Below are 24,244 nucleotides of genomic sequence, written 5' to 3'. Positions count from 1 at the left end.
TCATGAAGGCGCGAGTTGGTGACTGGCTGGTGATCAAGGGCACCACTGTCGACAAACCCGACCAACGCGGGCGCATCGAAGAAGTGCACAGCGACGACGGCTCGCCGCCCTATGTGGTGCGCTGGGTCAGCAATGACCATGTGGCGACGGTCTTTCCGGGTTCTGACGCGCTGATCCTGACACCAGAGGAGCAGCAGGCCGCCGACGAGCGGGCGCGGTCGCACCGATGACATTGGTACGCGGCGCAATCCCGGTCTTCAACAAGCAAGCGCTGAACCCGCTGATGCCCCACGTGGCACGGCGGAATCACTGCTATGCCAGCGTGATTCGGCATAGCGACCGGCGTGCCGGCAAGGGTTACACCGCACCGGTGGGTGCCGATCAGGTGGCCGACGGGGTCAGCGTGCCGCTGCCGTACACACCGGGGTCGACTGGCTGCGCAACATCATGGCTCGCGCGATCAGGAGAATGAAATGACACGATCGACGGGCGACGCAACGATTCTTGTCGGTGTCGACGGATCGGCGGATTCGGACGCCGCCATCCGGTGGGCGACCGCGGAGGCGGTGATGCGCCGCGCCGCTTTGACCCTGGTGCATGTACTGGCTCCTACGGTGGCCAGCTGGCCGGTCGGACCCGTCCAAGCCAGCATTACCGAATGGCAGGAAGACACCGCCCAGAGGGTGCTCGTCGACGCTGTCCAAACCGTGCAGTCGTGGGCCGCCCAATCGGAAGCGCCGGAGGTCCGCACGGAGATTCTGCGCTCGGCCATCGTGCCCGCGCTTGCCGAAGCGTCTGTTGGCAAACAGATGGTTGTAGTCGGCAGCCACGGCGCGGGTGCGTTCGGCCGGGTGTTGCTCGGTTCGGTCAGCACTGGCCTGTTGCATCACGCGCGCTGTCCGGTCGCGGTGATCCGCGCCAACCAGAAACCTGACGCGAGCGCGCCGGTGCTGCTCGGCATCGACGGCTCCCCCGCTTCGGAAGCAGCCACCGCGATGGCATTCGACGAGGCGTCACGGCGCGGCGTCGGCCTGATTGCGTTGCACGCTTGGAGCGACGTGGGGGTGTTTCCCATCTTGGGCATGGACTGGCGCGAATACGAGAGCGAGGGCCGCGAAGTGCTCGGTGAGCGGCTGGCGGGCTGGCAGGAGCAGTATCCTGACGTCGCAGTGCAACGCCGCCTGGTCTGCGACCGGCCCGCGCGGTGGCTGATCGACGAATCCGAGCACGCTCAGTTGGTGATACTCGGTAGCCGCGGCCGCGGCGGGTTCCGCGGCCTGCTGCTGGGATCTGTGAGCTCGACGGTGGCACAGGCCGCCGCCGCACCGGTGATCGTGGTGCGAGGCGAATAACGTTGTGTCTCAGCTGCTTCTACGCGCGACGATCACCGGCGTGTGAGCGGCAGTCACCACGGCTGTGCTGACCGAACCTAGCAGCATCCCGGCGAAGCCGCCGCGGCCGCGGCTGCCGAGCACCACAAGTTGCGCCGTCTCCGAGCGCTCGATGAGGTGACGCGCCGGGTGGTCCCAGACCACCACACGCCGGACCGCGACGTCCGGATAGCGTTCCTCCCAGCCGGCCAGGCGCTCAGCGAGGGTCTTGTCGGCGAGTGACTCGAGAGCCGACCATTCGAGGCTCGACAAGTTCGACGCGTCGGCGTCGTTCCATGCATGCAGGGCCACCAGATCCGCGCCGCGCCATGATGCTTCGTCGAAAGCGATGCCTGTGGCGCGTTCTGACGCGGGCGAACCGTCAATCCCAACCAACACCGGCCACTCCGACCGCGCACGGGTTTCGTCGTGAATCACTGCCACCGGGCAGTAGGCATGGTGGATCAAGCCAGTGCTGACGGAGCCGAGAAGTGTTCTGAGCAGACCACCCTGACCACGACAACCGGCGACCACCATGTCGGCGTCCGCAGACAGCTCGACAAGTACGGGGACCGGCGAGGCGAACACAATCCTGGTATTCACCTGCAACCGGTCGCCGCTCTGATGGCTTTCTACGACCTTGACCGCGTCCGCCATGACCTGGCGGGCTTCTTCGGCCTGCCACTGCTCCACTTCCTCAGGGACTGGCGCCGCGGGCCACGCAAGGCCCGCCGGCCCCGCCAGCGGCACGGTTCGGACATGTACGAGCGTCATCGGCGAGTTGCGCATGAGTGCCCGCTGCGTGGCCCACCGCACCGCCGCATTGGAGGGCGCTGATCCGTCGACAGCAACGAGAATTCCCAGGTTTGCCGGGCTCATGTGCCGCTCCTCCCGTGATGGGCGCTCTGCACCGACTCTAAGACCCGGACCGGCTCGCCGGTCAGGGGTCATAGGTCACGCAGGAGACGGTCTGACGGCCTTTCGCTCTCGCAGAGAGAGTGGCCCAGCACGGCCGAGTCCAAAGACCCTGTTATTCGTCAGCGATTTCGAACACAGTGGAATGAGGAATGCGGGAGGCCAAATGCCCAATGTCGACCACGAAATCATCCGTGCCAGCGTCGAACTGGCTTGCCGAGCCCCGTCGATTCATAACAGTCAGCCATGGCGCTGGATCGCCGACGACTCCAGTGTGCAACTGTTCCTCGACCAAACCAGGGTGCTGTGGTCGACCGACCCGTCGAAGCGAGAGGCGGTGATCAGTTGCGGAGCCGCGCTCGATCACCTCCGCGTAGCGATGGCCGCGCAGGGCTGGGCATGCCACATCCAGCGGTTTCCGAACCCAGATGACACCACGCATTTAGGGTCGATCGACCTCACGCCGATGGATCACGTCACTAACCGTCACCGCCGACGCGCGCACGCGATCAGGCTGCGTCGGACTGATCGGCTTCCGTTCGACCCGCCGCGGGACTGGGATTCGTTCGAGCCGGTGTTGCGCACCGCGGTCGAGTGCGACGACGCTCGTCTGGACGTCATTGCCGATGAGATGCGCCATGAGGTGGTCAAGGCGTCGCGTTTCGCCGAATCGCTACGCATGTACAACACTGGATACCAAGCCGAACTGGACTGGTGGGCAGTGCCTTTCACAGTCAGCGACGGCATCCCGGAAAGTGCGCTCACGTCGGAAGAAGAAAGTTCCCGCGTCGACGTCGAAAGGCGGTTTCCCGCGATCGGTCACCAGCACCGGCGCCCCGAGATGTCACGGGACCGCTCCACCATCCTCGTCGTGTCCACTTTCGGATCCACTGCGCGCGACGCCCTGGCAGCCGGTGAGGCCTTGTCCGCCATTCTTCTCGAGTGCACGATGGCCGGGCTGGCGACTTGCCCAGTAACGCACATCACCGAGCTGGAAGCAGGCCGACGGATCATCGCCAATTGCATCGACGGCGACGACGACCTGGTCCCCCAGGTCCTCGTCCGCGTGGGCAACGTCGCGATGGCCGACGTGCTTCCACTGACGCCGCGGCGTCCCGTCAGCGAGGTGCTGCAGTTTGTTTCAACGGTTTGAGTTCAGATCCACCACCGCTGCTTCGCTCGTGACGGTGATTGCCCCGTCAGGGCTGTACAGCTGAGCAATTTCGGTGGCGTACTTCTGCGCTACAGAGCGGCGTTTCACCTTGCCGGTCAACGTCAGTTCGTCACCACCCGGCGCCCACATGGTGGGCAGAACGGCGAATCGTTTCACTTGCTCGGCCGGCGAGAGCTTCTTGTTGCCGGACGCAATACCGGCGCTGATGTCTGCGATCCATCTCGAGTCGGCGGCTGAAGCCTCGCCGCGGTCGACCTTGACGACCTCGCGGTTGGGAACGACCAATGCGGTGTTGTAGGGCCGACCATCACCGATGACCACGATCGTGCCGATGAGCCTACAGGCCGCTTTGATCGTGTTCTCGATCTGCGCAGGAAACATGGTGGTTCCTGCCGTGTTGATGAACACGTCGCTCTTGCGGTCGATGACGTATAGATAGCCATCGGGGTCGCGCCGCACAATGTCGCCGGTGTTCAGCCACCCGTTGCGATCGATGGTATTTGCGGTTCTCGAGGGGTCATTGCGGTAGCCCTTCATGACCAGTGGTCCACGCACAAAGAACTCACCGTCGTCGGCGATTCGGCCTTGCATACCCGGTAGCAATTTGCCGACGCTCCCGAGCCGTGCTTCGTGGGGAGGGCTTACCGCAGCGATGCAGGTCAGCTCCGACATGCCCCACGCCTCGGTGACCGGCACTCCTAACCCGACGAAGAATGCGAGGGTGTCCGGGGGTATCGGTGCGTCGCCTGACACTGCCCAACGCAGCGCGTCTAAGCCGAACTGTGCGCGTAGGTGATGGAGCGCCGATTCTTCGTTGTGCGTGCGGTCCTTCGATTCGCTGGATATCGAGTGCTCGATCTTGGCCTTCAGGCTTTCCCAAACCGCCGACACCGCGCCGAAGATTGTGGGCCGCACCTCTTGCAGTGCGACCGCAATTTCGCTGGCATTGGGCACCACGGTGATCTGCGCACCGAACACCTCTTGGGCGTAGAGCGCCGACATGCGGTCGGCAACGTGGGCCGAAGGAAGAAATGAAACGGTGCGGTCGCCGAAGTCGAAGCCGAGCACCGAATCGAGTGCGAATGCCTCGAACAACAAATTCGCGTGGGTAATTTCGACACACTTGGGCGCACCGGTGGTACCGGACGTGTAGATGAGCGTGACGACGTCGGAGGAGCGCACGGCCCGCCACGCAGAGTCGAAGTGGAAGTCTGCATCGCCGCGTGCCAGCATCTCCGAGACGGTCAGACAGCCCGCTGGCGCGGCGTCGATACACACGATGTGCTCCACGGACGCACTTTGCCTCACCTTGTCGACATGGACCTGTTCGCAGATCACGACGACCGCCTGCGCCGTGTTCAGCAGGTCGACCACCTGCTCACTGCTTAGGTTGTTGTAGAGGGAGAAGGACGTAGCACCGAGGTGTTGGGCGCCGACTTCGAGGGGATAGAACTCCAAGCGGTTCGCCATCATGAACGCGACCGCGTCGCCGCGACGCAGGCCGAGCGCGAAGAGACCTGCCGCAGCGCGGCGTACCTGCGCGGCGTACCCGGCCCACGTCATGCTGCGCGCACTTGCGTGTGTACGGATTGCGACCGCGGAAGGGTCAACCGCCGCCGTACGTTGAAATGCTTCGCACAGTGTTACGGGCCGGCAGCCGGTCGTCACCTAGTCTTCGCCCCAGCACTTTGGTTGATTCGAAATGGCAGCACTGTCTAAAGCTATGGGGTGAGGTGGATCGGCATGAGCGGTTCGCGATAAAGCGCAGCGCCGGCCGTGATTCCGGCGCCTGCAGCGACGATGAGGATCCGCGCGTCGATCGGCACATGATTGAGCGCATGACGCATCGCGTCCGGCAGTGCGGCTGTGTAAGCGCGGTCGTGCTGTCCGACGATGATTCGTTCGACGGGCATGTCCAGCGATGCCGCTAGCGCCGTCCGAAAGCCGCCCCGTGGTGGCGCGACGACGAGCACGTCGATATCTGAGGCGTTCAATCCGGCCGCACTGAGGCATCCGCATGCCGCTCGTGCGACAGCCACCGCGAGCCGGTCGTCGAGCTCCGGCCACTCATGAAACCGTAGAACATTGCGGGAGTCGCGCAAACCGACTGTCGCAGAATACAATTCGGCGCCATCCGGATCACTCACCCAGTGAACCTCACCGAGACCGTAATCGTCGTCGAGCCAACCGCACAAGACCGCCGCCCCAACGGGGGAATACGGGAAGCGCTCGCTCATTCCTCTGCCGGGATTGGCGTCACTGGCAGTGATCAAGGCACAGTCGATCGTGTGCGATCGGAGGAATCCGTCCGCGATCTGCATGGCGGTCAGAACACCGCATGCGCCGTTGGTGATGTCGAACGAGAAGGTACCGTGCGCACCGCGGTGCGGATCCTCGGGATTGGCGCCGATGTCCTCTTGGATCAGCGCGGCCAGGGCCGGTTCGCCGAGGTTGCGGTCACGGTAGATTCCGGCGTTGATCAGCAGGTCGACGTCGTCGGGATCGCGACGCGCAGCCGTCAGACATGACTTCGCGGCGGTGACGGCGAGGTGAAGGGCGCTGTGCCGCCCCCGCCAACCCGCTGCACTGATCTCCACGTGGTCAATCACAGTGCCCATAGCGCTTCACCAGATCCTCGTCGACGGTCATCAGAACCACACCGATCTCCAGCCCGGAGGCCAGAGCGATCAGCGCAACCGTCTCGCCGGGCTGGATGCGGCCGGCTTCTAGTTCCTCCACGAGCGCGACGGTGTGGGTCGTGGACGCCGTGTTGCCGTACCGGTCAACCGTGATGACCGCGTCGTGCCGAGGCGAATCACCGAAAACCTCGGTCATCCGCTCCATGCCCTTGCGGATGGCGCGGGCAGAGGTCTGGTGAGTGATCACGTGGTCGATGTCGTGAACCGCGATACCGGCGGCGTCGAGCGCTTCTTGCAGCACCACGGGAGTGTCCGAAATCGCCGCACGCTGAATCGCTCTGGAGTCGGTGAACATCCGCGCCCCAGGATCACGGCCCTTCGGAAAGGCCAGGCACAACCGGCTGTGATCGGCGATCGTGGTGAATCCGGCGATGCTGATGCCGCCGAGCCCAGCGCCGGCCCGCTCGAGCAGCAATGCCGCACCGGCATCGCCGAGGGTCAAGCAGGCCAGTTCCTTGCTCATGATGGTCCGGATATGGCGCGCAGCGTTGGTGCTGAGTTGCGAAATGTATTCGCCGCTGACAACCAGACCCCGCTCGACGGTGCCCTGCCGGATCCAATTGTTGAGAATCGTGAGGCCGGTCAGCATCCCGGCGCAGGCGTTGGACACGTCGAAAGTGATCGCGCGCTGCGCGCCGATCGCTCTGGCCACAGCGCTGGACATCGTCGGCTCCAGCCACTGGGTCAGGCCATGGTTGAACTTGGTGATGCTGCAGTTGATCACGACGTCCAGCGACGACGGGTCGGCGTGCGCCCGACTCAGACAGTCCTGGGCCGCGGCGGTCGCCAGACTGTAGGAATCTTCGTCTCCCGTCGACACTCTGCGTTCGTGGATTCCGGTCAACCGTTCCAGATCAATGTGTGTGTGGTGGCGAGTGGTTCGCATCAGCTCATCGGTGGTGAGGCGGGTAGCGGGCAGATGCCGCCCCGCAGCGGCGAGCCGGGCCCGGTATGGCTCATGAGTGCAGCTGTTCGGGTCGTCCATCACGAGCCAGCCGTCACGCATCAGCGGCACCTTTCTTCACGACCAACTATCATCGGGTGCACCGGCAGGCAGGACCTCTGATTCCCCGGCGATCTGCTTACATACTTGAGCCGTTACTGCCGACGGGCGTCGGTGCGTCGCCGGGTCCTGCGCTGTGCGCTTTCAAGACCCGCTCGATCTCCGCCTCCAGGCTCGTGACCGTCGACTTGTCCATGCGCAGAATCGACTTGGTTTCGGCACCGGTCAGGTCACGCTCGGCAAACACCAAGCTACTCGGCGGCACCAGCGCTACAACAGCGCCCGTTCCAGCCTCCAACACTCGAGCGACTTCATGGCGCAGGCCGATTTTGATTTCGTGGTTGGCGAATAGCGCCAAGAGAGCGCCCGCGGCCGCCCCGAGAAGCAGCGAGCCGATCAGCGGAGGCGCCAACAGCCCGACCAGGATGCCAACGCTGGCGCCGAAGCCGGCCCCCTTGAAGCCGAGGTGGTTTGTCAGTTCGACGACGGTGGGATGTCCCTGATCGTCCCGGGTTAGAAGCGCCGCCCCTTTGACCAGGAACCGTTTGTGTTCCGCATCTTCGCTGAGTCTGCTGAAATCGCGGCGCGCGGTATCCAGATGGTGATAGCCGGCCAGCAAGACAAGCTCGTGATCCTGGTGAACAGCCTGCGCCTGGTCCATGGCACCATCCTGCTCACCCACGGTGGCCGGGACAGAGGCGGAAGGCCTCAACATGTAGAGCAATCCGTCGCTCGCCACATTCGTGGCCTTCAGATCTCAAACTCGGGCCGAAAGCGCCTGCATTGCGCCCGGGTTGGCGGCACGATGAGAGCATGGATAGCGCGGTGATCGACGCCGCGGGCTTAGCGCAACTGGTGTCGACGCTGATTGACCGGGGATACCGAGTGATCGGCCCGACGCTGTCGAACAATGCGATCGAGCTTGGCGAGTTGGGCTCTGCCGACGACCTGGCGCGCGGTTGGGGTGTCGACGTTTCTCCAGGCCGCTATCAGCTTCGCCGGCGAGACGACGATGCGCTGTTCGGCCATTCGGCAGGACCTCAGTCTTGGAAGCAATTCCTGCATCCACCCCGGCAAAAGCTCTGGGTGTCCGACGGTGATGAGCCGCAGCGGATTCCGCGCTATGCCTTCATTGGGGTCAGAGCTTGCGACCTGGCGGCGATCAGGGTCCTCAACGGTGTGCTCGGCGAGGCGCCCCATCCCGACGAGGGCTTCGTAGCTCGTCGGCGGCAGGTCTTCGTGGTCGCCGTCAACTGCACCGAGCCGGGCGGCCTGTGTTTCTGCGCCTCGATGGGCACCGGACCCGAAGTGGGTCCCGGATACGACCTCGCGCTCACCGAACGCATCGACGATCACGGCCGCCGCTACCTTGTGGACATCGGCAGCGACGACGGGGCAGCCATTCTCAATTCACTCCCGCACCGCGACGCCGAAGTAGATGAAGTCGGTTCGGCACGAACAGATGTCGCCGACGCGGCGAATCGCATGGGCCGTCAGATGCCCCCGGTCGACCACCGCGAATTATTGATGCACTCGCGGGAGTCACCGCGGTGGGACGAGGTGTCCAGCCGGTGCCTGACCTGTGGCAACTGCACGATGGTATGTCCGACATGTTTCTGTACAAGCGTCGAGGATGTCAGCGACCTCACCGGCGAGCACGCCGAACGGTGGATGCACTGGGCGTCCTGCTTCGAATTCGATTTCACGTTCATCCACGAAGGAAGCGTGCGGCGGTCGGGACAGGCGCGCTATCGGCACTGGCTCACCCACAAGCTCGGGACTTGGCATGATCAGTTCGGCAGCTCGGGGTGTGTGGGATGCGGCAGGTGCATTGCGTGGTGTCCCACTGGCATCGACATCACCGAGGAGATGCAGGCGCTGAACTCGCTCGCTGCCGAAGACGACATCGATGACTGAGACCGCGACGTGGCCCTCGGCATCCTCGGCGATGGCTCCGGTACCGTACCGCGTGCTGCGCCGGGTCACCGAGAACCGTGATTCGGTGACGCTGCAGCTGGCGCCGGTAAGGGATGCGCTGCCGGCGGCGAAGCCGGGACAGTTCATGATGATGTACGCGTTCGGGATCGGGGAGATCGCGATCTCGGTCAGCGGGGTGCCGACGCTCGCCGACCCCACCATCACTCACACGATTCGCGCTGTCGGGGCGGTGAGCCGGGCGCTGAGTGACGCGCAGCCGGGCACGGTGATCGGGATGCGTGGCCCGTTCGGAACCGAGTGGGCGCTTCCGCACCCGGTCGGTCGCGACATCGTGATCGTGGCCGGCGGGGTGGGACTGGCTCCGCTTCGTCCCGTGGTGCTCGCCGTCATGGCCGAGCGGGATCGGTTCGCAAGCGTCGCTCTGATTGCCGGAGCCCGCGCGCGCGACGACTTCCTGTTCGCCGGGGAGCTCGACGACTGGCTGCATAGCGGGATCATCGATGTGCACATGACTGTTGATGTGCCGGTGCAGGGCTGGCCCGGCGAGGTCGGCTTTGTCACCGAACCACTGCGCCGCATGCGGGTGCGGCCGGACCGAACGGCCGCGTTCTTGTGCGGCCCGGAACCGATGATGCGCAACGGCGCCAATGAACTGCTCAAAAAGGGCATGCACCCCAACGACATACGCGTCTCCCTCGAACGCAACATGCAGTGCGGCATCGGATGGTGCGGGCATTGTCAGCTCGGCCCGCTGCTGTTGTGCCGGGACGGCCCGGTTGTTGGCTACGACGTCGCCGAACCCGTGCTGGCAGTCAGGGAGTTGTAGATGAGCGCACCAACGTTAGGCGTCTGGAAATTCGCATCGTGCGACGGCTGCCAGTTGACCTTGCTGGACTGCGAGGACGAATTGCTCACACTCGCCCAACAAGTACGTATCGCGACCTTCCTCGAGGCCTCGAGCGCGGTGGTCGGCGGCCCCTACGACGTGTCGCTGGTCGAGGGCTCGATCACCACCGCCGCCGACGAACGGCGCATCAGAGAGATCCGGGAGCAGTCGCACGTACTGGTGACAATCGGCGCCTGCGCGACGGCCGGCGGCGTGCAGGCGCTGCGCAACTTCGCCGACGTCGACGAGTTCGCGTCGGTGGTGTACGCGCGACCTGACTACATCGACACCCTGGCGACCTCGACCCCCGCCGCCGCGCATGTGAAGGTCGATTACCAATTGCAAGGATGCCCGATCGACCGCGGTCAGCTGCTCGACACCCTGACCGCACTGCTGGTTGGACGTCAACCACGGCTGCCCGCCAAGACTGTTTGTACCGAGTGCAAGTTGCGCGGGGTGACGTGTGTGCTTGTGGCAGAAGGCATTCCATGTTTGGGACCGGTGACCCACGCCGGATGCGGCGCGCTGTGCCCGTCGTATCACCGAGGCTGCTACGGGTGTTTCGGTCCCGCCGCGACGCCGAATACCGCTGCGCTGCTACCCGTGTTGCGCCGCGACGGATTGTCAGACGAGGACGTCGACCGGGTCTTTTCGACGTTCAATGTCGCAAACTTCGCAGCCGAACGGAATGACCGGTGACCCCCGAGGTCCGCACGCTGTCCGTTGGTGCCCTCACCCGCGTCGAAGGCGAAGGCGCGCTATATGTCACGGCGACAGACGGAGCGGTCGACCGCGTCCAGCTGAACATCTATGAACCGCCCCGGTTCTTCGAGGCGTTCCTGCGCGGGCGTGCGTACACCGAACCGCCCGACATCACGGCACGCGTCTGCGGTATCTGCCCGGTGGCGTATCAGGTGAGCGCATGCAACGCGCTCGAGGATGCCTGCGGGGTGACGGTCGATCCACCACTGATAGCGCTGAGACGGTTGCTGTACTGCGGGGAATGGATCCACAGCCACGCATTGCACATCTACCTCCTGCACGCACCGGACTTTTTGGGCTATCCCGACGCCATCGCCTTCGCCAGGGACCACTCAGAGTTCTTCGAGCGCGGACTCTCCCTCAAGAAGGCCGGCAACCGGCTGATGGATTTAATCGGCGGCCGTTCCGTTCACCCCATCAATGTTCGGCTGGGCGGCTTCTACTCGGTGCCGTCCGGCAACGATTTCAAACCGGTTGCCGAAAGCCTCCGCCGTGCGCTGGACGACGCGCTGTTCACAGTCCGATCGGTGGCCGAATTCGACTTCCCGGAAATCGAATTTGATCACGAGTTCTTGGCGCTCACCACACCGGACCGGTACCCGATCGAAAACGGCACAATCCGACGCAGCGGCGGGGCCGCCTTTGCCATACGCGACTTCAGCGAGCACGTCGCTGAGTCGCAGGTCCGTCATTCCACGGCCCTGCATGCCACCCTCGACGGCGCGCGTTACCTGACCGGCCCCTTGGCAAGGTACTCGCTGAATTCCGGTCTGCTCGGGCCGATCGCCCGTCAGGCGGCGACCGAGGCCGGGCTCGGTTTAGAATGCCGGAATCCGTTCCGCAGCATCGTGGTGCGAGCCGTCGAAGTGGTGTACGCGATCGAGGAGGCGCTGGCCATCATCGCCGATTATGAGCAGCCGCTGCGGCCGTTCGTTGAGGTGCCGGCGCGGGCCGGTGTCGGGCACGGTGTCAGTGAGGCGCCGCGTGGACTGCTCTATCACCGCTACCAGATCGACGCCGAGGGGTTGATCCGGGAAGCGGAGATCGTGCCGCCTACTGCGCAAAACCAAGCGGCCATCGAATACGAGATGGCAGAACTTGTCGGTGCCAACCTTTCGCTCGACGATACCTCGTTGACTCACTTGTGTGAGAAGGGGATTCGCAACCACGACCCGTGCATTTCCTGTTCGGCGCACTTCCTCCAGCTGACTGTCGACAGGCAGTGAGCACCGATATCGCGGTCGTAGGCATCGGCAATAGATTTCGTCGCGACGACGCCATGGGCATCGTGGTGGCCGACGAAATCGCCGGCAGATGCGCGGGGTGGGCGCGGGTGCTGACCGCGACAGGAGAACCCGGCGCCATTCTGGAGGCGTGGACCGGCGCAGAACTGGCGGTGGTCGTGGATACGTCGTTCGGCGCCGGCGCGGTGGCCGGCCGCATCCGCCGCTGGGAGCCCGGGAATGCGCCGCAGCAATCGTTGGTCAGCTCGCATGCGTGGGGGCTGGACCAAACTTACGCGCTCGGCGTGGTGTTGGGGCGCACACCGAAGAGGCTGGTGGTTTTCACCGTGGACGCCGCTGACGTCGGCCAAGGGATCGGGTTGACTCCCGCAGTGGCCGCCGCGGTACCCGTACTCATCGAGGCGGTACTCGCCGAGCTGCGCAGCCCATCTCGGCCGTAGCCGCCTGCTATTGCCCATCGGCCGTTTCGGAGAAGCGGATGGTACGTCCGGGCTCGAGCATCTCGACACGGCCGTGGCATTCGATGGCGACCGGCGGCAACTCGCGCGGGTCCACGCTGACTTCCGCGCCCCGGCCACTGATTCGCACATAGAGGTGGTGGCCGCGGTAGTGAAGCGGGAAGCCCAGTGCGCCAAGCGGTTCCGGCCAGTGCGGAGCAAGGACCATACGGTTGCCACGAATCTCCATGCCGGCGAAGCAGCGCTGCACGAGGTCGACGCTGCCTGCCATCGCGGCTAAATGGATGCCTTCTGACGTGGTGCCGCCCTGGATGTCGGCGACGTCTGACTTGAGCACTTGCTGGAAGAAAGCCAAGGCACGATCGCGATTGGCGCGTGCCAGCACCCATGAGTGCACAACTGCGCTGAGAGTCGAACCGTGCGAAGTGCGCGCCAGGTAGTAGTCCACCATCTTCGGGATCCGGTCGGGCGGAAAGCGGTAGCCGAGCCGTTGGAGCAGTTCCCGCAGTTCGTCTGCGGAGAGCAGATACAGAAGCATCAGCGCGTCGGCTTGTTTGGATGCCTTGTACCGGTTGACGTCGTCATTCTCGGCCTCGAGGATGCGATCGAGCCGCTGGATGTTGCCATATCGGCGCCGGTAGCCGTCCCAGTCGAACTCTGCGAGGTCCCCGTACCCGTCGAACTGGCTGATGACCCCGTCGTGAAACGGCACGACCATGCGTCGGCTGACGTGGTCCCACTGCGCCAGTTCAGCGTCCGTGAGTCCCAGCTTCTCGCGGATGTCGAGCCGATTCGGCAGCGGCATCAACCCGAGCGCGTCGATCGCGCGCAGGATCACCCAGACTGCCATCACGTTGGTGTAGGCGTTGTTGTCAACGCCCTCGTAGGGGCGATCCGGATAGCCGGAGTGGAACTCGTCGGGTCCGATCACGCCGTGGATAAGGTAGCGATCGCGCTGCTGGTCATATGTCGTTCGGCTGACCCAGAATCTGGCGATCTCGATCAGCATCTCGGCGCCGTAGTCGATCAGATACGCGAGATCACCGGTCGCTTCGTAGAAGTGCCACACGTTGTAGGCGACCGCAATACCGATGTGGTGGGCCAGATGGCTGGGGTCGGGATTCCACCGGCCCGAACGGGGATTCAAATGCAGCCGTGGGCTTTCCTCGCGGCCGTCGCTGCCTGACTGCCAGGGAAACATCGCACCGGCGTATCCGGCCAACCTCGCTGCGCGGCGCGCTTCGAGCAGCCGCCGATACCGGTACCGCAGCAGTGACCGGGTGATGGCGGGCAGCCGCAGATTCAACACAGGGAATATGAACAGCTCATCCCAGAACACATGGCCGCGATAAGCCTCACCGTGTAGACCGCGAGCCGGCACGCCGACGTCGAGATCGTCACTGTTATACACCGTCTGGAGCAGGTGCAGGAGGTGCAAGCGCAGAATCCGCAACTCCTCCGTGTGGTCTTCGAAGTCAATGGACAGCCGCTCCCACAAATGCGACCAGGTGAGCGCGTGCGCACGGCGGATCTCCTCGAATCTGCCCTGGCGGGCCAATCCGCGCTCGGCGCCAGCCGCCGGTTCCGAGGTAGCGACATCGCGGCCGGTTACCACCGTGACCACCTTTTCCACAGTCAGCGATTGACCTTCTGACAGCTGGGTGAAGATCAGATGGCCGATTTCGAACTCGTCGGCGATGAGGCGACGTGTTCCTGCGATCGGAATGTCGCCGCGCCACAGCGTCGTTCGCGCTGCCATGGCAATCGGGATCAGAGACTGCCGCGCCTGTACGGTCAGCAGGACCGAATTCTCGGATACTTCAAACGTTTTCAGCGCGGTCAAGTGGTTGCTCGCCAAGAGCCGGTAGCGCTCTACACCTCCGTTGCGCACATTGCCGTCCAAAGTTGAACGAACTTCGACTGTGCCAGACCAGTTTTCGGCATTAATCGTGGTTTCCAGCGCGGCGACATGAGCCATATGCATCACCACAAATCGACGCTGGGCAATGCTGGTGATTCGGCCCGCGTCGTCACAGAACCGAAGCTCACGGCTCAACACGGCGCTGCGCAGATCCAGCGTTTGGCGGTAAGACAAGAGTTCGACGGCGTCGACGTCGAACCAGACTCCGCCGTCGATGCGGAAGGTCAACGGGAGCCAGTTCGGTAGGTTGACCAAGCTTTCATGGTCGATTGTGGTGCCTCCCATGACGTCCTCGAGCCGGTTGTAGATGCCGCCCGCGTACGTTCCGGGGTAATGAACCTGGCCTGCCTTGGCTTCTGGTGCTGCTCCCCTGGTGGCGAAATAGCCGTTGCCGACGGTGCACAAGGCCTCGCGCAACTTCTCGTTGGGCGGATCGTAGCCGTCAAACGTCAGGCTCCAGGCCAGTTCAGACGTCTGCTGCCGATAGGCGAGCCAGTTGCCGCCACGCCGCAGAAATTCGCAAACCGCACTGGGATCGTTCAGGGCGAACTGCGCGGCCGTCCGACGACCGCTGTCCTCATCGTGGCGCACCACCACGCCCACACCGCTGGATCGGACCGCGTCGAACGCGTCTTCGTCGGTGAGGTCGTCACCGATGTAGATAGGCAGCACCCGACCGCTTTGCTGCGTGCGGTGCTGGATCCAGGCCAGCGCGGTGCCCTTGTCCCAGTCGATGTCGGGCCGCAGTTCGACGACTTTGCGGCCGCTGGTCACGCGCAATCCGTATTGGCGCCCGTGCCAGTGCGTGGCTGAAATGATCTCGCCGACGTGATCGGGGGCAGCGTTGCGGTAGTGCACCGCCACGGCGAAGCGTTTTTGCTCGACGAACGCACCGGGGATGTCGTCGAGATTCTTGCGGAGTCCTTCTGCCGCGGACTCGAGCGCGGAAACCGCTGCCAAAGCAGCGTCGTTGTGATGGCTGCTTCCGTCTGGACCGATGAGTTCGAAGCCGTGGCTGCCGGCGTACCAGAGCCCCGCTATGCCGACGCGTTCCCGGATGTCCGCTAGGTCGCGCCCGCTCAGTATCGCGACAGGGCATTGTTCAGAGAGTCGCTGTAGCGCGTCGGCTGCTCCCTCGACGAGCGTGGCGGCGCTTAGATCGGTGACGATCTCGGCAAGCGTCCCGTCGAAGTCGATGCACATGAACGGTTTTCGGCCGGCGATAACTCCTGCCAGCTGACCGTAGGAGTCCAGCGCATCGGGAAGCGCCGAAATGAGTCGGTCACCGGTGCGCACTGTGATGTCGGCTATGTCGGTGACCACGACGTCCGCTCCGCTGCTGAGCAGTCTGTCAGTGCATTCGCCCGGATCGACTCCGATGACGAGCGAGAAGCCGCTGTTGCGGCCGGCCTCGATACCCTCTTCCGAGTCGGTTACCAGAACGCACCGCTCGGCGGCAGCCCCTACTTCGCGGACACCTTCTGAAACCGCTTCGCCCACAGGGCTGCCGGTCGAACGGTCGACGCTCCCACTTGTTATGGGCGCGGCGGCGGCTACTCCCGCATCGGCCAGCTTGCGCATCAGCGCGAGCATGGAGTCGGGCGGCGGCATTGCGGCACCTGATGACTGCACGCAGAAGACAACGGCATCGTGCAGGCGCGGGTCGATCGTCGCCGCATTTGTCATCACGCAGTTCCTTGCTTCGGATTTGGTTCTATCAGTCGGCCACCCAATCTGAGCGCTTGGCGTGTGGCGGGCGATAGGGGACGAAGTCCTTGCCCCGCCATCGAAGCAAATGACTCGATGCCTGACGCGACGTCGACAGACGAGCGGGAAGATCACACCCTGCGGGCGCGACAGCCAATTCCTGACGTCACAAGTGGGACTTATTACCCTCCCGAGCAGTGACCTTCAGCAGAAGTGAAGTGGTATTCGGACGCTACGTCCCTACCCCAGAGGGAGCGCAGGATGAAGCCGTGACCACAGCGCAGGCACGGCTGCGGCTCGGGTCCCCGAAGGAACCACCATGACTGACAGCACCTATGTCCTGTTCTTCGACGAGTTCGGCATCGAGGACGTCGCAATCGTCGGCGGCAAGAATGCCTCGTTGGGCGAGATGCATCGCAAATTGTCTTCAGCAGGTGTGCTGATACCCAACGGCTTCGCCACCACCGCTGACGCTTACCGCCACACCCTCGACGTCGCCGGGGCGTGGCAGGAACTTCGCGAGACCCTTGCTGGCCTCATTCCGGACAACGTCACCGACCTAGAACACCGTGGCAGGCGAGCCCGTGAAATCGTCTACGGCGCTGGATTGCCCGACGACGTAGCCGCCCAGATCTTGGCCGGCTACCGCATACTGCAACATCAGTACGGCGAAGACGTGAGTTTGGCGGTACGCAGCTCCGCTACGGCCGAGGATCTGCCGACCGCCAGCTTCGCCGGCCAACAAGACACCTTCCTCAACATCCACGGCGCGCAAAGTCTGCTCGACGCTTGCCGCCGCTGCTACGCCAGTCTGTTCACCGACCGAGCCATTCATTACCGGATCGACCAGGGCTTCGACCACTTCAAGGTGGCGCTGTCAGTGTGCGTGATGAAGATGGTGCGATCCGATCTGGCGGCGTCGGGTGTGATGTTCTCCCTCGATACCGAATCCGGCTTCCGCGACGTCGTATTCATCACTGGCGCCTACGGGCTCGGCGAGAACGTCGTCCAGGGTGCGGTCGATCCGGACGAATTCTATGTCCACAAACCGACTTTCGCTCGTGGGTACCGCGCGGTGCTGCGTCGGATGCTCGGAGACAAGGCCGTGAAGATGGTGTACGTCGAGGGCTCGACCAGGCACACCACCCGAAACATCCCGACGCCGAAGGCCGATCGCGAGCACTTCTGCATTGCAGATGATGACGTGCTGCAGCTGGCTGATTACGCGATGAAAATCGAAGACCATTACGGCAGGCCCATGGACATGGAATGGGCGAAGGACGGCATTGACGGCCAGCTTTACATTGTCCAGGCCCGTCCGGAAACCGTTGCCTCCCAACGGGAAATGACCACGGTGCAGAGCTATCATCTCCGCGGTTCCGGGCGGCTGCTGGTCGAAGGCCGCTCGGTAGGCGAGAAAATCGCTTGCGGCAGGGCCCGTCTCATCGAGAATTTGAGCCACCTGCACGAGTTTCAGCCGGGTGAGGTGCTGGTTGCCGACATCACTACACCGGACTGGGAACCGGTGATGAAGACCGCGGCCGCGCTGGTGACCAATCGCGGCGGACGGACCTGCCATGCCGCGATCATCGCCCGCGAACTCGGGATTCCCGCAGTGGTAGGTGCCGGTGAGGCGACCATCTCGGTGCCCAGCGGTCAAGTAGTCACCGTGTCGTGCGCTGAGGGCGACACCGGCCGGGTCTACGAAGGCGAGATTGCGTTCGATGTCGAATTTGAAACGGCAATCGAATTATCCCGACCGAGCACCGAGGTGATGATCAACCTCGGCAACCCCGACCTGGCCTTCAAAACCTCATTCCTGCCCAACGACGGCGTAGGCCTTGCTCGCATGGAGTTCATCATCAGCGAGTCCATCAAGGGCCATCCGCTTGCGCTGCTGCACCCGGAGAAGGTGGCCGATCACTCGGTACGTGCGCAGCTGGCGCGCCTGACCCGGGGCTACCCCGACGGAGCGAGCTTTTTCGTGGAGCGGCTGTCTGAGGGCATCGCCACGATCGCCGCTGCATTCTGGCCAAAACCGGTGGTGGTGCGGATGTCGGACTTCAAGACCAATGAATATGCCAGCCTGCTCGGCGGAGCCGACTTCGAGCCACTGGAGAACAATCCGATGCTCGGTTTTCGCGGGGCGTCCCGATACGCCCACCCAGCCTATGCTGAGGGATTTTCGCTCGAGTGCAAGGCGATGCGACGGGTTCGCGAGCAGATTGGTCTGTCCAACGTCATCCTCATGCTGCCGTTTGTCCGCCGCGTCGCCGAAGCACAGCAGGTCCTCGACCGCATGGCCGAGCTGGGCCTGCGGCGCGGCGAGAATGGGTTGAAGATCTATGCGATGTGCGAGATCCCGAACAATGTGGTGCTCATCGACCAATTCGCCAAGCTGTTCGACGGGTTTTCGATCGGATCCAATGACTTGACTCAACTCACCTTGGGTGTGGACCGTGACAGCGAGATCGTCGCGTTCGATTACGACGAGCGCGATGACGGTGTCAAAGAAATCATCCGGATGGCAGTGCAGGGTTGCCGTCGAAATGGCGTGCACTCCGGGCTTTGCGGACAGGCGCCGTCGGACTACCCAGAGATGGCCGAGTTCCTCGTCCAGATTGGAATCGACTCGGTCAGCCTCAATCCCGACACGGTCGTCAAGACCACCAAGCAGATCCTCGAACTCGAGCAGCGTTTAGGCCGAGGCCCTCGAAGTGGCGAACGGCCGAACAGCTGGGTGTCGGAGCCGGCGTTCAGCCAGCAGCAGTGACGACCGCCGTCGCGCAGCAGTTCAATACCGGAACTGGGCTGTAAGGCTGCCTGGACTCCTGAAAGGCTGAATGTGGTTGGCGCCGACATCGTTAGCATGCAGAAAATCGGCGCCGTCGTGGTGCTCAAGCGCCAGCTACGCGAAGAGACACCGAAGACATAGCAGACGGAGCTGTAGCTGGAGCTGTAGCTGGATGGGAGCCGAAGTGGGAGCCACGATCGTCACGCTCACGATGAACCCGGCGCTCGACATCACGACGAGCGCCGACGACGTTCGCCCGACGAGCAAAATCAGGTGCAGTGGGATGCGATACGACGCCGGCGGTGGCGGCATCAATGTCGCCAGGGTGGCCAACGTGCTCGGCGGATCGGTGTCGGCGGTATTCCCCGCGGGCGGCTACACCGGCGACATGGTGACGAGGTTGCTTCGCCAAGAGCAGGTCGCGTACCACCGCGTCGACATCCGGGGCTCGACGCGGGAGAGCTTCACGATCGACGAACAAAGCAGCGGCCAACAGTACCGGTTCGTGTTGCCGGGGCCGCGGCTGTCGTTCGTCGAACAAGCGAAATGTCTTGAGGCGCTTGCTGATAGGGCTCGCTCAGCCGAGATCGTGGTGGCTAGCGGCTCTCTTCCACCGGGCGTGCCGGACGACTTCTATCAGCGGGTCGCCGACATGTGCCGAGACCTTGGCGCGCTGCTGGTGCTCGATACGTCCGGTGGTGGACTACGACACATCACATCGGGCGTTTTTCTGGTCAAGCCCAGTGTCCGCGAACTTCGGGAGCACTGCGGCCGCGAGCTGGCCACCGAGGCCGACCAGGTGGCTGCCGCTCATGAACTCATCACCTCTGGTGTCACCCAGGCCGTGGTGGTGTCTCTAGGCGCCGCCGGCGCACTGCTGGCCACACCGCAAGGCAGCCAACGGTTTTCGCCGGTGCCGGTCAAGGCGGTAAGCGGCGTGGGCGCCGGGGATGCGATGGTGGCGGCCATCACGGTCGGCGTCGCGAGAGGTTGGCCACTGAGCAAGGCCGTGCGGTTCGGCATCGCGACCGGGAGCGCAATGCTGATGACTCCCGGCACGGCGCCGTGCCACCGCGACGACGCCGAGCGGCTTTTCGAGAAGGCCGCCGAACCGGTGGACGTTACCTAGCCGGTCGGCGCGGCGACGGCCCTCCGAAGGGTTATGCCCGTGAGCGAAACAGCTATATTCCACTACGGTAGAGACGATGCCGGAGCGGTCTGCACCTCGGTCGGTAGTCGTCGGAGTCGACGGCTCAAGGTCTGCTGTGCACGCGGCGCTGTGGGCTGTCGACGAAGCCCTCGCCCGTGGCGTCCCGCTTCGTCTGGTCTACGCCGTCGACCCTGCGGAACCCGCCCAATTCCCCGAACAGTCCGCGCACGATCTCGCCATCGCCGAAATCGCCACGCGCGAAGCCGTCATGGCGATCGAAGCGACCGGCAAGCCTGTCAAGATCGAGGTCGAGATCGACCAGGACCGCCCCGTCAGCGCGCTGGTGCGCGCGTCGCGCCCCGCGGTGATGCTGTGCGTCGGGGCCTTCGGCTACAGGCATTTCCAGCCAGGCCGCGTCGGCTCCACTGCCGCGGCGGTCGCCACCGCGGCGCACTGCCCCGTTGCGATCATTCACTCCGTCGACCGCGCCCAGCCACGCCATGAGCCGGGGTGGATAGTGGTCCAAGCCGACAACGCACCGCACACCGGCGTGCTGCTCGAAGCGGCCGTCGAGGAAGCGCAGCTGCGCGCCGCGCCGCTGCGAATCGTGACGTGCTGGCGGTCCAATGCCGCCGGCGCTCATGGCGCCCGCAGCGTCGCCGAGGCCAACCGGCAACTGCAAGGCGATCTCGACCGCCAGCTGGCCCGATGGACCCGCCGTCACCCCGATCTGGACGTGCAATCGGTAGCCATGCACGGCAGTCTCCTCGATTATCTGCGCCACAACGCCGCATCCGTTCAGCTGGTGGTTGTCGGCGCGCGCGACCGGCACAACGTCGCGCAACTCCTCAGCCCGTCGGGGAATGCGACGCTGCGCCACACGAACTGCTCCGTGCTCGTCGTCGATCATCAACACTTGTGACGTGGGACCACCAGGAAGGGATTGGCCGTGGTGAGGGTTTTTCTGGTCGACGACCATGAAGTCGTGCGGCGCGGGCTGTTCGACCTGCTCGACGCCGACCCTGAACTGGAAGTGGTCGGTGAAGCCGCGTCCGTGGGCGAGGCGCTGGCCAAGATCCCGGCCGTCGCGCCGGACGTTGCGGTGCTCGACGTCCGGCTACCCGACGGCAATGGCATCGAGCTGTGCCGGGAGTTGCTGTCGGACATGCCGGACCTGCACTGCCTGATGCTCACGTCGTACACCTCTGACGAAGCGATGCTCGACGCGATCCTGGCCGGCGCCAGCGGATATGTGGTCAAAGACATCAAGGGCATGGAACTCGCTAAGGCGATCAAGGACGTCGGCGCAGGTAAGTCCCTGCTCGACAACCGCGCCGCGGCCGCACTTATGGCCAAGCTGCGGGGTGCGGCCGAACGCGCTGACCCGTTGTCGGGGCTGACCGTACAAGAGCGCACGCTGCTCGGACTACTGGGCGAGGGCCTGACCAACAAGCAGATCGCGGCGCGGATGTTTCTGGCCGAAAAGACCGTCAAGAATTATGTGTCACGGTTACTGGCCAAGCTGGGAATGGAACGGCGCACACAGGCGGCAGTGTTCGCCAGCAAGCTCGGCCCTAGCCAGCGGATCACCGAATAACCAAAAGCCATCCCGAACTCAGCAAGATCGATGCCAACATAAGTGTGTGCCCGACGGCATACAGCGCGGTATGACTCCGTTGCGTGACACGCTTTCTCAGCTGCGGCTGCGGGAGTTGCTCAAAGAAGTTCAAGACCGCGTCGAGCAGATCGTGGACGGCCGGGATCGCCTCGACGGTTTGCTCGAGGCCATGCTTGTGGTGACGTCCAACCTCGAGCTCGACGACACGCTCCGCAGGATCGTGCACACCGCGATCAACCTGGTTGACGCCCACTACGGGGCGCTGGGTGTGCGAGGCCACGACCACGAACTCGTCGAGTTCGTCTACGAAGGCATCGACGAAGCGACCCGCAGGCGGATCGGGCCGCTGCCGGAGGGACGCGGCGTACTCGGCGTGTTGATCGACGACCCCAAACCCATTCGACTGGACGACATCACGCACCATCCGGCCTCAGTCGGGTTTCCGCCGAACCATCCGCCGATGCGCACCTTCCTTGGTGTGCCAGTACGGATCCGCGACGAGGTCTACGGGAATTTGTACCTCACCGAGAAGGCCGACGGGCAGCCGTTCAGCGAAGACGACGAGGTGCTGGCGCAGGCACTGGCAGCCGCGGCTGGCATCGCGATCGACAATGCACGCCTCTACGAACAGTCGCGAGCGCGGCAGGCGTGGATCGAGGCAACTCGAGATATCGCCACTGAGCTGCTTTCCGGAACCGACCCTGCGCGGGTGTTCCGGCTCATCGCCGATGAGGCGCTGACACTGTCCGAAGCCACAGCCACGCTGGTCGCGGTTCCGGCCGATCCCGAATCTTCGGTCACCGAGGTGTCCGAGCTGTTGGTGGTGGAGACGGCCGGAGAAGCGGAATTCAATGTGTGGCAGACGATTCCAGTCGCCAGCACTCAGATCGGCAGCGTTTTCACGCAGCGCGTCCCCTCCCGGCTGGACAACCTGAAGATCAACGGCACCGAAGGTCCGGCGCTGGTGCTGCCGCTGCGCACCACGGACACCGTGGCCGGCGTGCTGGTGGCCTTGCGGGGCAAGGCCGGGCGTCGGTTCGACAGCCGGCAACTCGACATGCTCGCCGCGTTCGCCGACCAAGCCGCATTGGCGTGGCAGCTCGCCACCACCCAACGCCATCTGCGAGAACTTGACATAGTGACTGACCGTGACCGCATCGCCCGCGATTTGCACGACCATGTGATCCAGCGGCTCTTTGCCGTCGGGCTGTCGCTGCAGGGCACCATTCCGCGGGCACGCTCAGCCGAGGTGCAGCAGCGGCTGACCAATTGCGTCGACGATCTGCAAGCAGTGATCCAAGAGATCAGGACCGCGATCTTCGACCTGCACGGTGCGTCGGCGGGAATCACCCGGCTGCGACAGCGGCTCGAAGAGGCTGTCGCACAGTTCTCAACAACACAGGTGCGCACCTCGATAAAGATCGCGGGCCCACTGTCTGTCATCACACCTACTCTCGCCGAACACACCGAAGCGGTTGTTCGCGAAGCTGTTTCCAATGCCGTGCGGCATGCTGACGCGTCCGCGGTGACGGTGTGCGTCACCGTAGACGACGACTTGGCCATTGAAGTCGTCGACGACGGCTGCGGGATTTCGGACGATATCACCGGTAGCGGTGTCACCAACATGGCTAGACGCGCCGCCGATGTCGGCGGTAGCTTCTCGCTGGCGCCGAATTCAAACGGCGGCACGGTCGTGCGGTGGACGGCGCCGCTCGAGTGAGCGGTGCTAACGGTGGCGGGCGACAATCACGGGCATCCGGACCCCGTGCACCACAGCGGTACTGACCGACCCCAGCGCCATGCCGGCGAAACCACCACGGCCATGGCTGCCGACGACCACCAGCTGTACCGATTCCGAGCGCTCGATGAGTTGGCGCGCCGGCTCATCACAAACCACGACCCGGTTCACGGTGACATCGGGGTAGCGCTCCTGCCAGCCGGCCAGCCGCTCAGCCAGGATCTGCTCCTCCTGGACCTTTAACACCGACCAATCCAGGCCTGGTAGTTCGACCACTGCGGTATCGCTCCACGCGTGCAGCGCTACCAACTCCACCCCGCGGCGCGACGCTTCATCGAACGCAATCGCCGTCGCCGCCTCCGCGGCAGGCGAGCCGTCGATGCCGACAAGAACCGGCGCCCGGTCGGGATGCGGGATCAACGGGTCCTCGTCACGAATCACCGCGACTGGGCAGTGCGCATGATGCACCACCCCCGTGCTCACCGATCCCAGAAGCACTCGGGCCAGCGCGCCCCGGCCCCGGCTGCCGACGACGATCATGTCGGCCTCTTTAGAAAGGTTCACCAGCGCCGGGACAATGGAAGCGAACACCACCTTGGTGTTGACCCGTACCTGCCGGTTGGTGTTCAGCTCGACGACCTTGGCGGCCTCGTCGAGATAACCGCGAACCTCCTCCTCCTGCCAGTGTCCGATGTCGACCGGCACCGGAACCGGCTGCCAGCCGGCCACCACCGGGGGCACGACGCTCACCAGCGTCAGCGCGACCTTTCGCATCGCCGCTGACTGGGCCGCCCAATACACGGCGACTCTTGCGGCGTCTGACCCGTCGACTCCGACCACGATCCCGTTTAGGTTCACGCCGGTCAC

General features: G+C 64.2%; 20 protein-coding genes. 13 read left to right on the top strand and 7 right to left on the bottom strand.

Translation table 11 applies throughout. From position 1 onward, the window contains the following. Positions 1-2 precede the first annotated feature (2 nt). Together AC5Y39_RS04070 and AC5Y39_RS04065 are read left to right on the top strand one after the other, a co-directional pair. Entirely contained in the window at positions 3-230 is a 228-nt protein-coding gene (locus AC5Y39_RS04070; protein ID WP_500014919.1) for a DUF1918 domain-containing protein, read from the top strand. A 243-nt stretch (positions 231-473) separates the two neighbouring features. Further along, complete coding sequence (locus AC5Y39_RS04065; RefSeq protein ID WP_500014920.1) at positions 474-1,352, top strand: universal stress protein; 879 nt, start codon at positions 474-476, stop codon at positions 1,350-1,352. A gap of 9 nt (positions 1,353-1,361) precedes the next feature. Here the strand turns inward: AC5Y39_RS04065 and AC5Y39_RS04060 are convergent, their stop codons facing one another. Next, a complete protein-coding gene (locus AC5Y39_RS04060; RefSeq protein ID WP_500014922.1) occupies positions 1,362-2,249 on the bottom strand; it encodes a universal stress protein in 888 nt (295 codons plus the stop codon). Between the two features lie 202 nt (positions 2,250-2,451). Between AC5Y39_RS04060 and AC5Y39_RS04055 the strand changes: the two genes are divergently transcribed. Further along, positions 2,452-3,438: an Acg family FMN-binding oxidoreductase gene (locus AC5Y39_RS04055; protein ID WP_500014924.1), complete on the top strand. Its 987-nt coding sequence runs from the start codon at positions 2,452-2,454 to the stop codon at positions 3,436-3,438. Here the strand turns inward: AC5Y39_RS04055 and AC5Y39_RS04050 are convergent. From AC5Y39_RS04050 to AC5Y39_RS04035, 4 genes are all read right to left on the bottom strand, one after another. Further along, positions 3,427-5,127, bottom strand: a complete 1,701-nt coding sequence (locus tag AC5Y39_RS04050; protein WP_500014926.1) for an AMP-binding protein — start codon at positions 5,125-5,127, stop codon at positions 3,427-3,429. The two genes, AC5Y39_RS04055 and AC5Y39_RS04050, sit on opposite strands and share 12 nt — an antisense overlap. A gap of 53 nt (positions 5,128-5,180) precedes the next feature. Then, positions 5,181-6,077: a 3-oxoacyl-[acyl-carrier-protein] synthase III C-terminal domain-containing protein gene (locus AC5Y39_RS04045; protein ID WP_500014928.1), complete on the bottom strand. Its 897-nt coding sequence runs from the start codon at positions 6,075-6,077 to the stop codon at positions 5,181-5,183. Then, on the bottom strand, positions 6,061-7,164 hold the full coding sequence (locus tag AC5Y39_RS04040) for a 3-oxoacyl-ACP synthase III family protein (protein ID WP_500014929.1): 1,104 nt from the start codon (positions 7,162-7,164) through the stop codon (positions 6,061-6,063). The genes AC5Y39_RS04045 and AC5Y39_RS04040 overlap by 17 nt, the downstream gene beginning before the upstream one ends. A gap of 76 nt (positions 7,165-7,240) precedes the next feature. Then, positions 7,241-7,822 carry a DUF1269 domain-containing protein gene (locus AC5Y39_RS04035; protein ID WP_500014931.1) on the bottom strand — a complete coding sequence of 194 codons (582 nt, stop codon included), beginning with the start codon at positions 7,820-7,822 and terminating at the stop codon, positions 7,241-7,243. A gap of 152 nt (positions 7,823-7,974) precedes the next feature. Between AC5Y39_RS04035 and AC5Y39_RS04030 the strand changes: the two genes are divergently transcribed. Genes AC5Y39_RS04030 through AC5Y39_RS04010 form a run of 5 tightly spaced genes read left to right on the top strand, consistent with a single transcriptional unit; the run spans position 7,975 to position 12,431 of the window. Further along, entirely contained in the window at positions 7,975-9,078 is a 1,104-nt protein-coding gene (locus AC5Y39_RS04030) for a 4Fe-4S dicluster domain-containing protein (protein ID WP_500014933.1), read from the top strand. Next, a complete protein-coding gene (locus AC5Y39_RS04025) occupies positions 9,071-9,925 on the top strand; it encodes an FAD/NAD(P)-binding protein (RefSeq protein WP_500014935.1) in 855 nt (284 codons plus the stop codon). Before AC5Y39_RS04030 ends, AC5Y39_RS04025 begins: the two co-directional genes overlap by 8 nt. Then, positions 9,926-10,684 carry an NADH-quinone oxidoreductase subunit B family protein gene (locus AC5Y39_RS04020; RefSeq protein ID WP_500014937.1) on the top strand — a complete coding sequence of 253 codons (759 nt, stop codon included), beginning with the start codon at positions 9,926-9,928 and terminating at the stop codon, positions 10,682-10,684. Beyond that, positions 10,681-11,973 (top strand): Ni/Fe hydrogenase subunit alpha, encoded by a 1,293-nt coding sequence (locus AC5Y39_RS04015; protein ID WP_500014939.1) that lies wholly within the window; start codon positions 10,681-10,683, stop codon positions 11,971-11,973. The genes AC5Y39_RS04020 and AC5Y39_RS04015 overlap by 4 nt, the downstream gene beginning before the upstream one ends. After that, positions 11,970-12,431, top strand: a complete 462-nt coding sequence (locus AC5Y39_RS04010; RefSeq protein ID WP_500014941.1) for a hydrogenase maturation protease — start codon at positions 11,970-11,972, stop codon at positions 12,429-12,431. The genes AC5Y39_RS04015 and AC5Y39_RS04010 overlap by 4 nt, the downstream gene beginning before the upstream one ends. Positions 12,432-12,438: 7 nt before the next feature. Here the strand turns inward: AC5Y39_RS04010 and otsB are convergent, their stop codons facing one another. Beyond that, positions 12,439-16,056: a trehalose-phosphatase gene (otsB, locus tag AC5Y39_RS04005; protein ID WP_500014943.1), complete on the bottom strand. Its 3,618-nt coding sequence runs from the start codon at positions 16,054-16,056 to the stop codon at positions 12,439-12,441. Positions 16,057-16,396: 340 nt separating this feature from the next. On the opposite strand from otsB, the gene ppsA reads away from it, so the two are divergent. The 5 genes from ppsA to AC5Y39_RS03980 all read left to right on the top strand — a co-directional run bounded on the left by ppsA (position 16,397) and on the right by AC5Y39_RS03980 (position 23,359). Then, complete coding sequence (gene ppsA, locus AC5Y39_RS04000; protein ID WP_500014945.1) at positions 16,397-18,850, top strand: phosphoenolpyruvate synthase; 2,454 nt, start codon at positions 16,397-16,399, stop codon at positions 18,848-18,850. Between the two features lie 193 nt (positions 18,851-19,043). Further along, a complete protein-coding gene (locus tag AC5Y39_RS03995) occupies positions 19,044-20,000 on the top strand; it encodes a 1-phosphofructokinase family hexose kinase (protein WP_500014947.1) in 957 nt (318 codons plus the stop codon). Between the two features lie 76 nt (positions 20,001-20,076). Beyond that, positions 20,077-20,943, top strand: a complete 867-nt coding sequence (locus AC5Y39_RS03990; protein ID WP_500014949.1) for a universal stress protein — start codon at positions 20,077-20,079, stop codon at positions 20,941-20,943. 27 nt (positions 20,944-20,970) lie between these two features. Next, the gene (dosR, locus tag AC5Y39_RS03985) at positions 20,971-21,618 is read left to right on the top strand and encodes a hypoxia response regulator transcription factor DosR/DevR (RefSeq protein ID WP_500014951.1); all 648 of its coding nucleotides are present in this window, start codon (positions 20,971-20,973) and stop codon (positions 21,616-21,618) included. A 70-nt stretch (positions 21,619-21,688) separates the two neighbouring features. Further along, positions 21,689-23,359, top strand: coding sequence for a GAF domain-containing sensor histidine kinase (locus AC5Y39_RS03980; protein ID WP_500015579.1), 1,671 nt, complete (start codon positions 21,689-21,691; stop codon positions 23,357-23,359). Positions 23,360-23,365: 6 nt separating this feature from the next. Here AC5Y39_RS03980 and AC5Y39_RS03975 read toward each other — a convergent pair whose 3' ends face one another. Further along, positions 23,366-24,235 (bottom strand): universal stress protein, encoded by an 870-nt coding sequence (locus AC5Y39_RS03975; protein ID WP_500014953.1) that lies wholly within the window; start codon positions 24,233-24,235, stop codon positions 23,366-23,368. Positions 24,236-24,244 lie beyond the last annotated feature (9 nt).

It is taken from the genome of Mycobacterium sp. NGS39 (assembly GCF_059812765.1).
Note: the sequence above shows the minus strand (reverse complement) of the source record. Positions and strands in the feature narration are given on the sequence as shown.

Excerpts from the sequence above, each read along its gene's own strand:
- AC5Y39_RS04070 (WP_500014919.1), top strand. The coding sequence starts at position 3 with ATGAAGGCGCGAGTTGGTGACTGGCTGGTGATCAAGGGCACCACTGTC.
- AC5Y39_RS04065 (WP_500014920.1), top strand. The coding sequence starts at position 474 with ATGACACGATCGACGGGCGACGCAACGATTCTTGTCGGTGTCGACGGA.
- AC5Y39_RS04060 (WP_500014922.1), bottom strand. The coding sequence starts at position 2,249 with ATGAGCCCGGCAAACCTGGGAATTCTCGTTGCTGTCGACGGATCAGCG.
- AC5Y39_RS04055 (WP_500014924.1), top strand. The coding sequence starts at position 2,452 with ATGCCCAATGTCGACCACGAAATCATCCGTGCCAGCGTCGAACTGGCT.
- AC5Y39_RS04045 (WP_500014928.1), bottom strand. The coding sequence starts at position 6,077 with ATGGGCACTGTGATTGACCACGTGGAGATCAGTGCAGCGGGTTGGCGG.
- AC5Y39_RS04040 (WP_500014929.1), bottom strand. The coding sequence starts at position 7,164 with ATGCGTGACGGCTGGCTCGTGATGGACGACCCGAACAGCTGCACTCAT.
- AC5Y39_RS04035 (WP_500014931.1), bottom strand. The coding sequence starts at position 7,822 with ATGGACCAGGCGCAGGCTGTTCACCAGGATCACGAGCTTGTCTTGCTG.
- AC5Y39_RS04030 (WP_500014933.1), top strand. The coding sequence starts at position 7,975 with ATGGATAGCGCGGTGATCGACGCCGCGGGCTTAGCGCAACTGGTGTCG.
- AC5Y39_RS04025 (WP_500014935.1), top strand. The coding sequence starts at position 9,071 with ATGACTGAGACCGCGACGTGGCCCTCGGCATCCTCGGCGATGGCTCCG.
- AC5Y39_RS04020 (WP_500014937.1), top strand. The coding sequence starts at position 9,926 with ATGAGCGCACCAACGTTAGGCGTCTGGAAATTCGCATCGTGCGACGGC.
- otsB (WP_500014943.1), bottom strand. The coding sequence starts at position 16,056 with ATGACAAATGCGGCGACGATCGACCCGCGCCTGCACGATGCCGTTGTC.
- ppsA (WP_500014945.1), top strand. The coding sequence starts at position 16,397 with ATGACTGACAGCACCTATGTCCTGTTCTTCGACGAGTTCGGCATCGAG.
- AC5Y39_RS03995 (WP_500014947.1), top strand. The coding sequence starts at position 19,044 with ATGGGAGCCGAAGTGGGAGCCACGATCGTCACGCTCACGATGAACCCG.
- AC5Y39_RS03990 (WP_500014949.1), top strand. The coding sequence starts at position 20,077 with ATGCCGGAGCGGTCTGCACCTCGGTCGGTAGTCGTCGGAGTCGACGGC.
- AC5Y39_RS03980 (WP_500015579.1), top strand. The coding sequence starts at position 21,689 with ATGACTCCGTTGCGTGACACGCTTTCTCAGCTGCGGCTGCGGGAGTTG.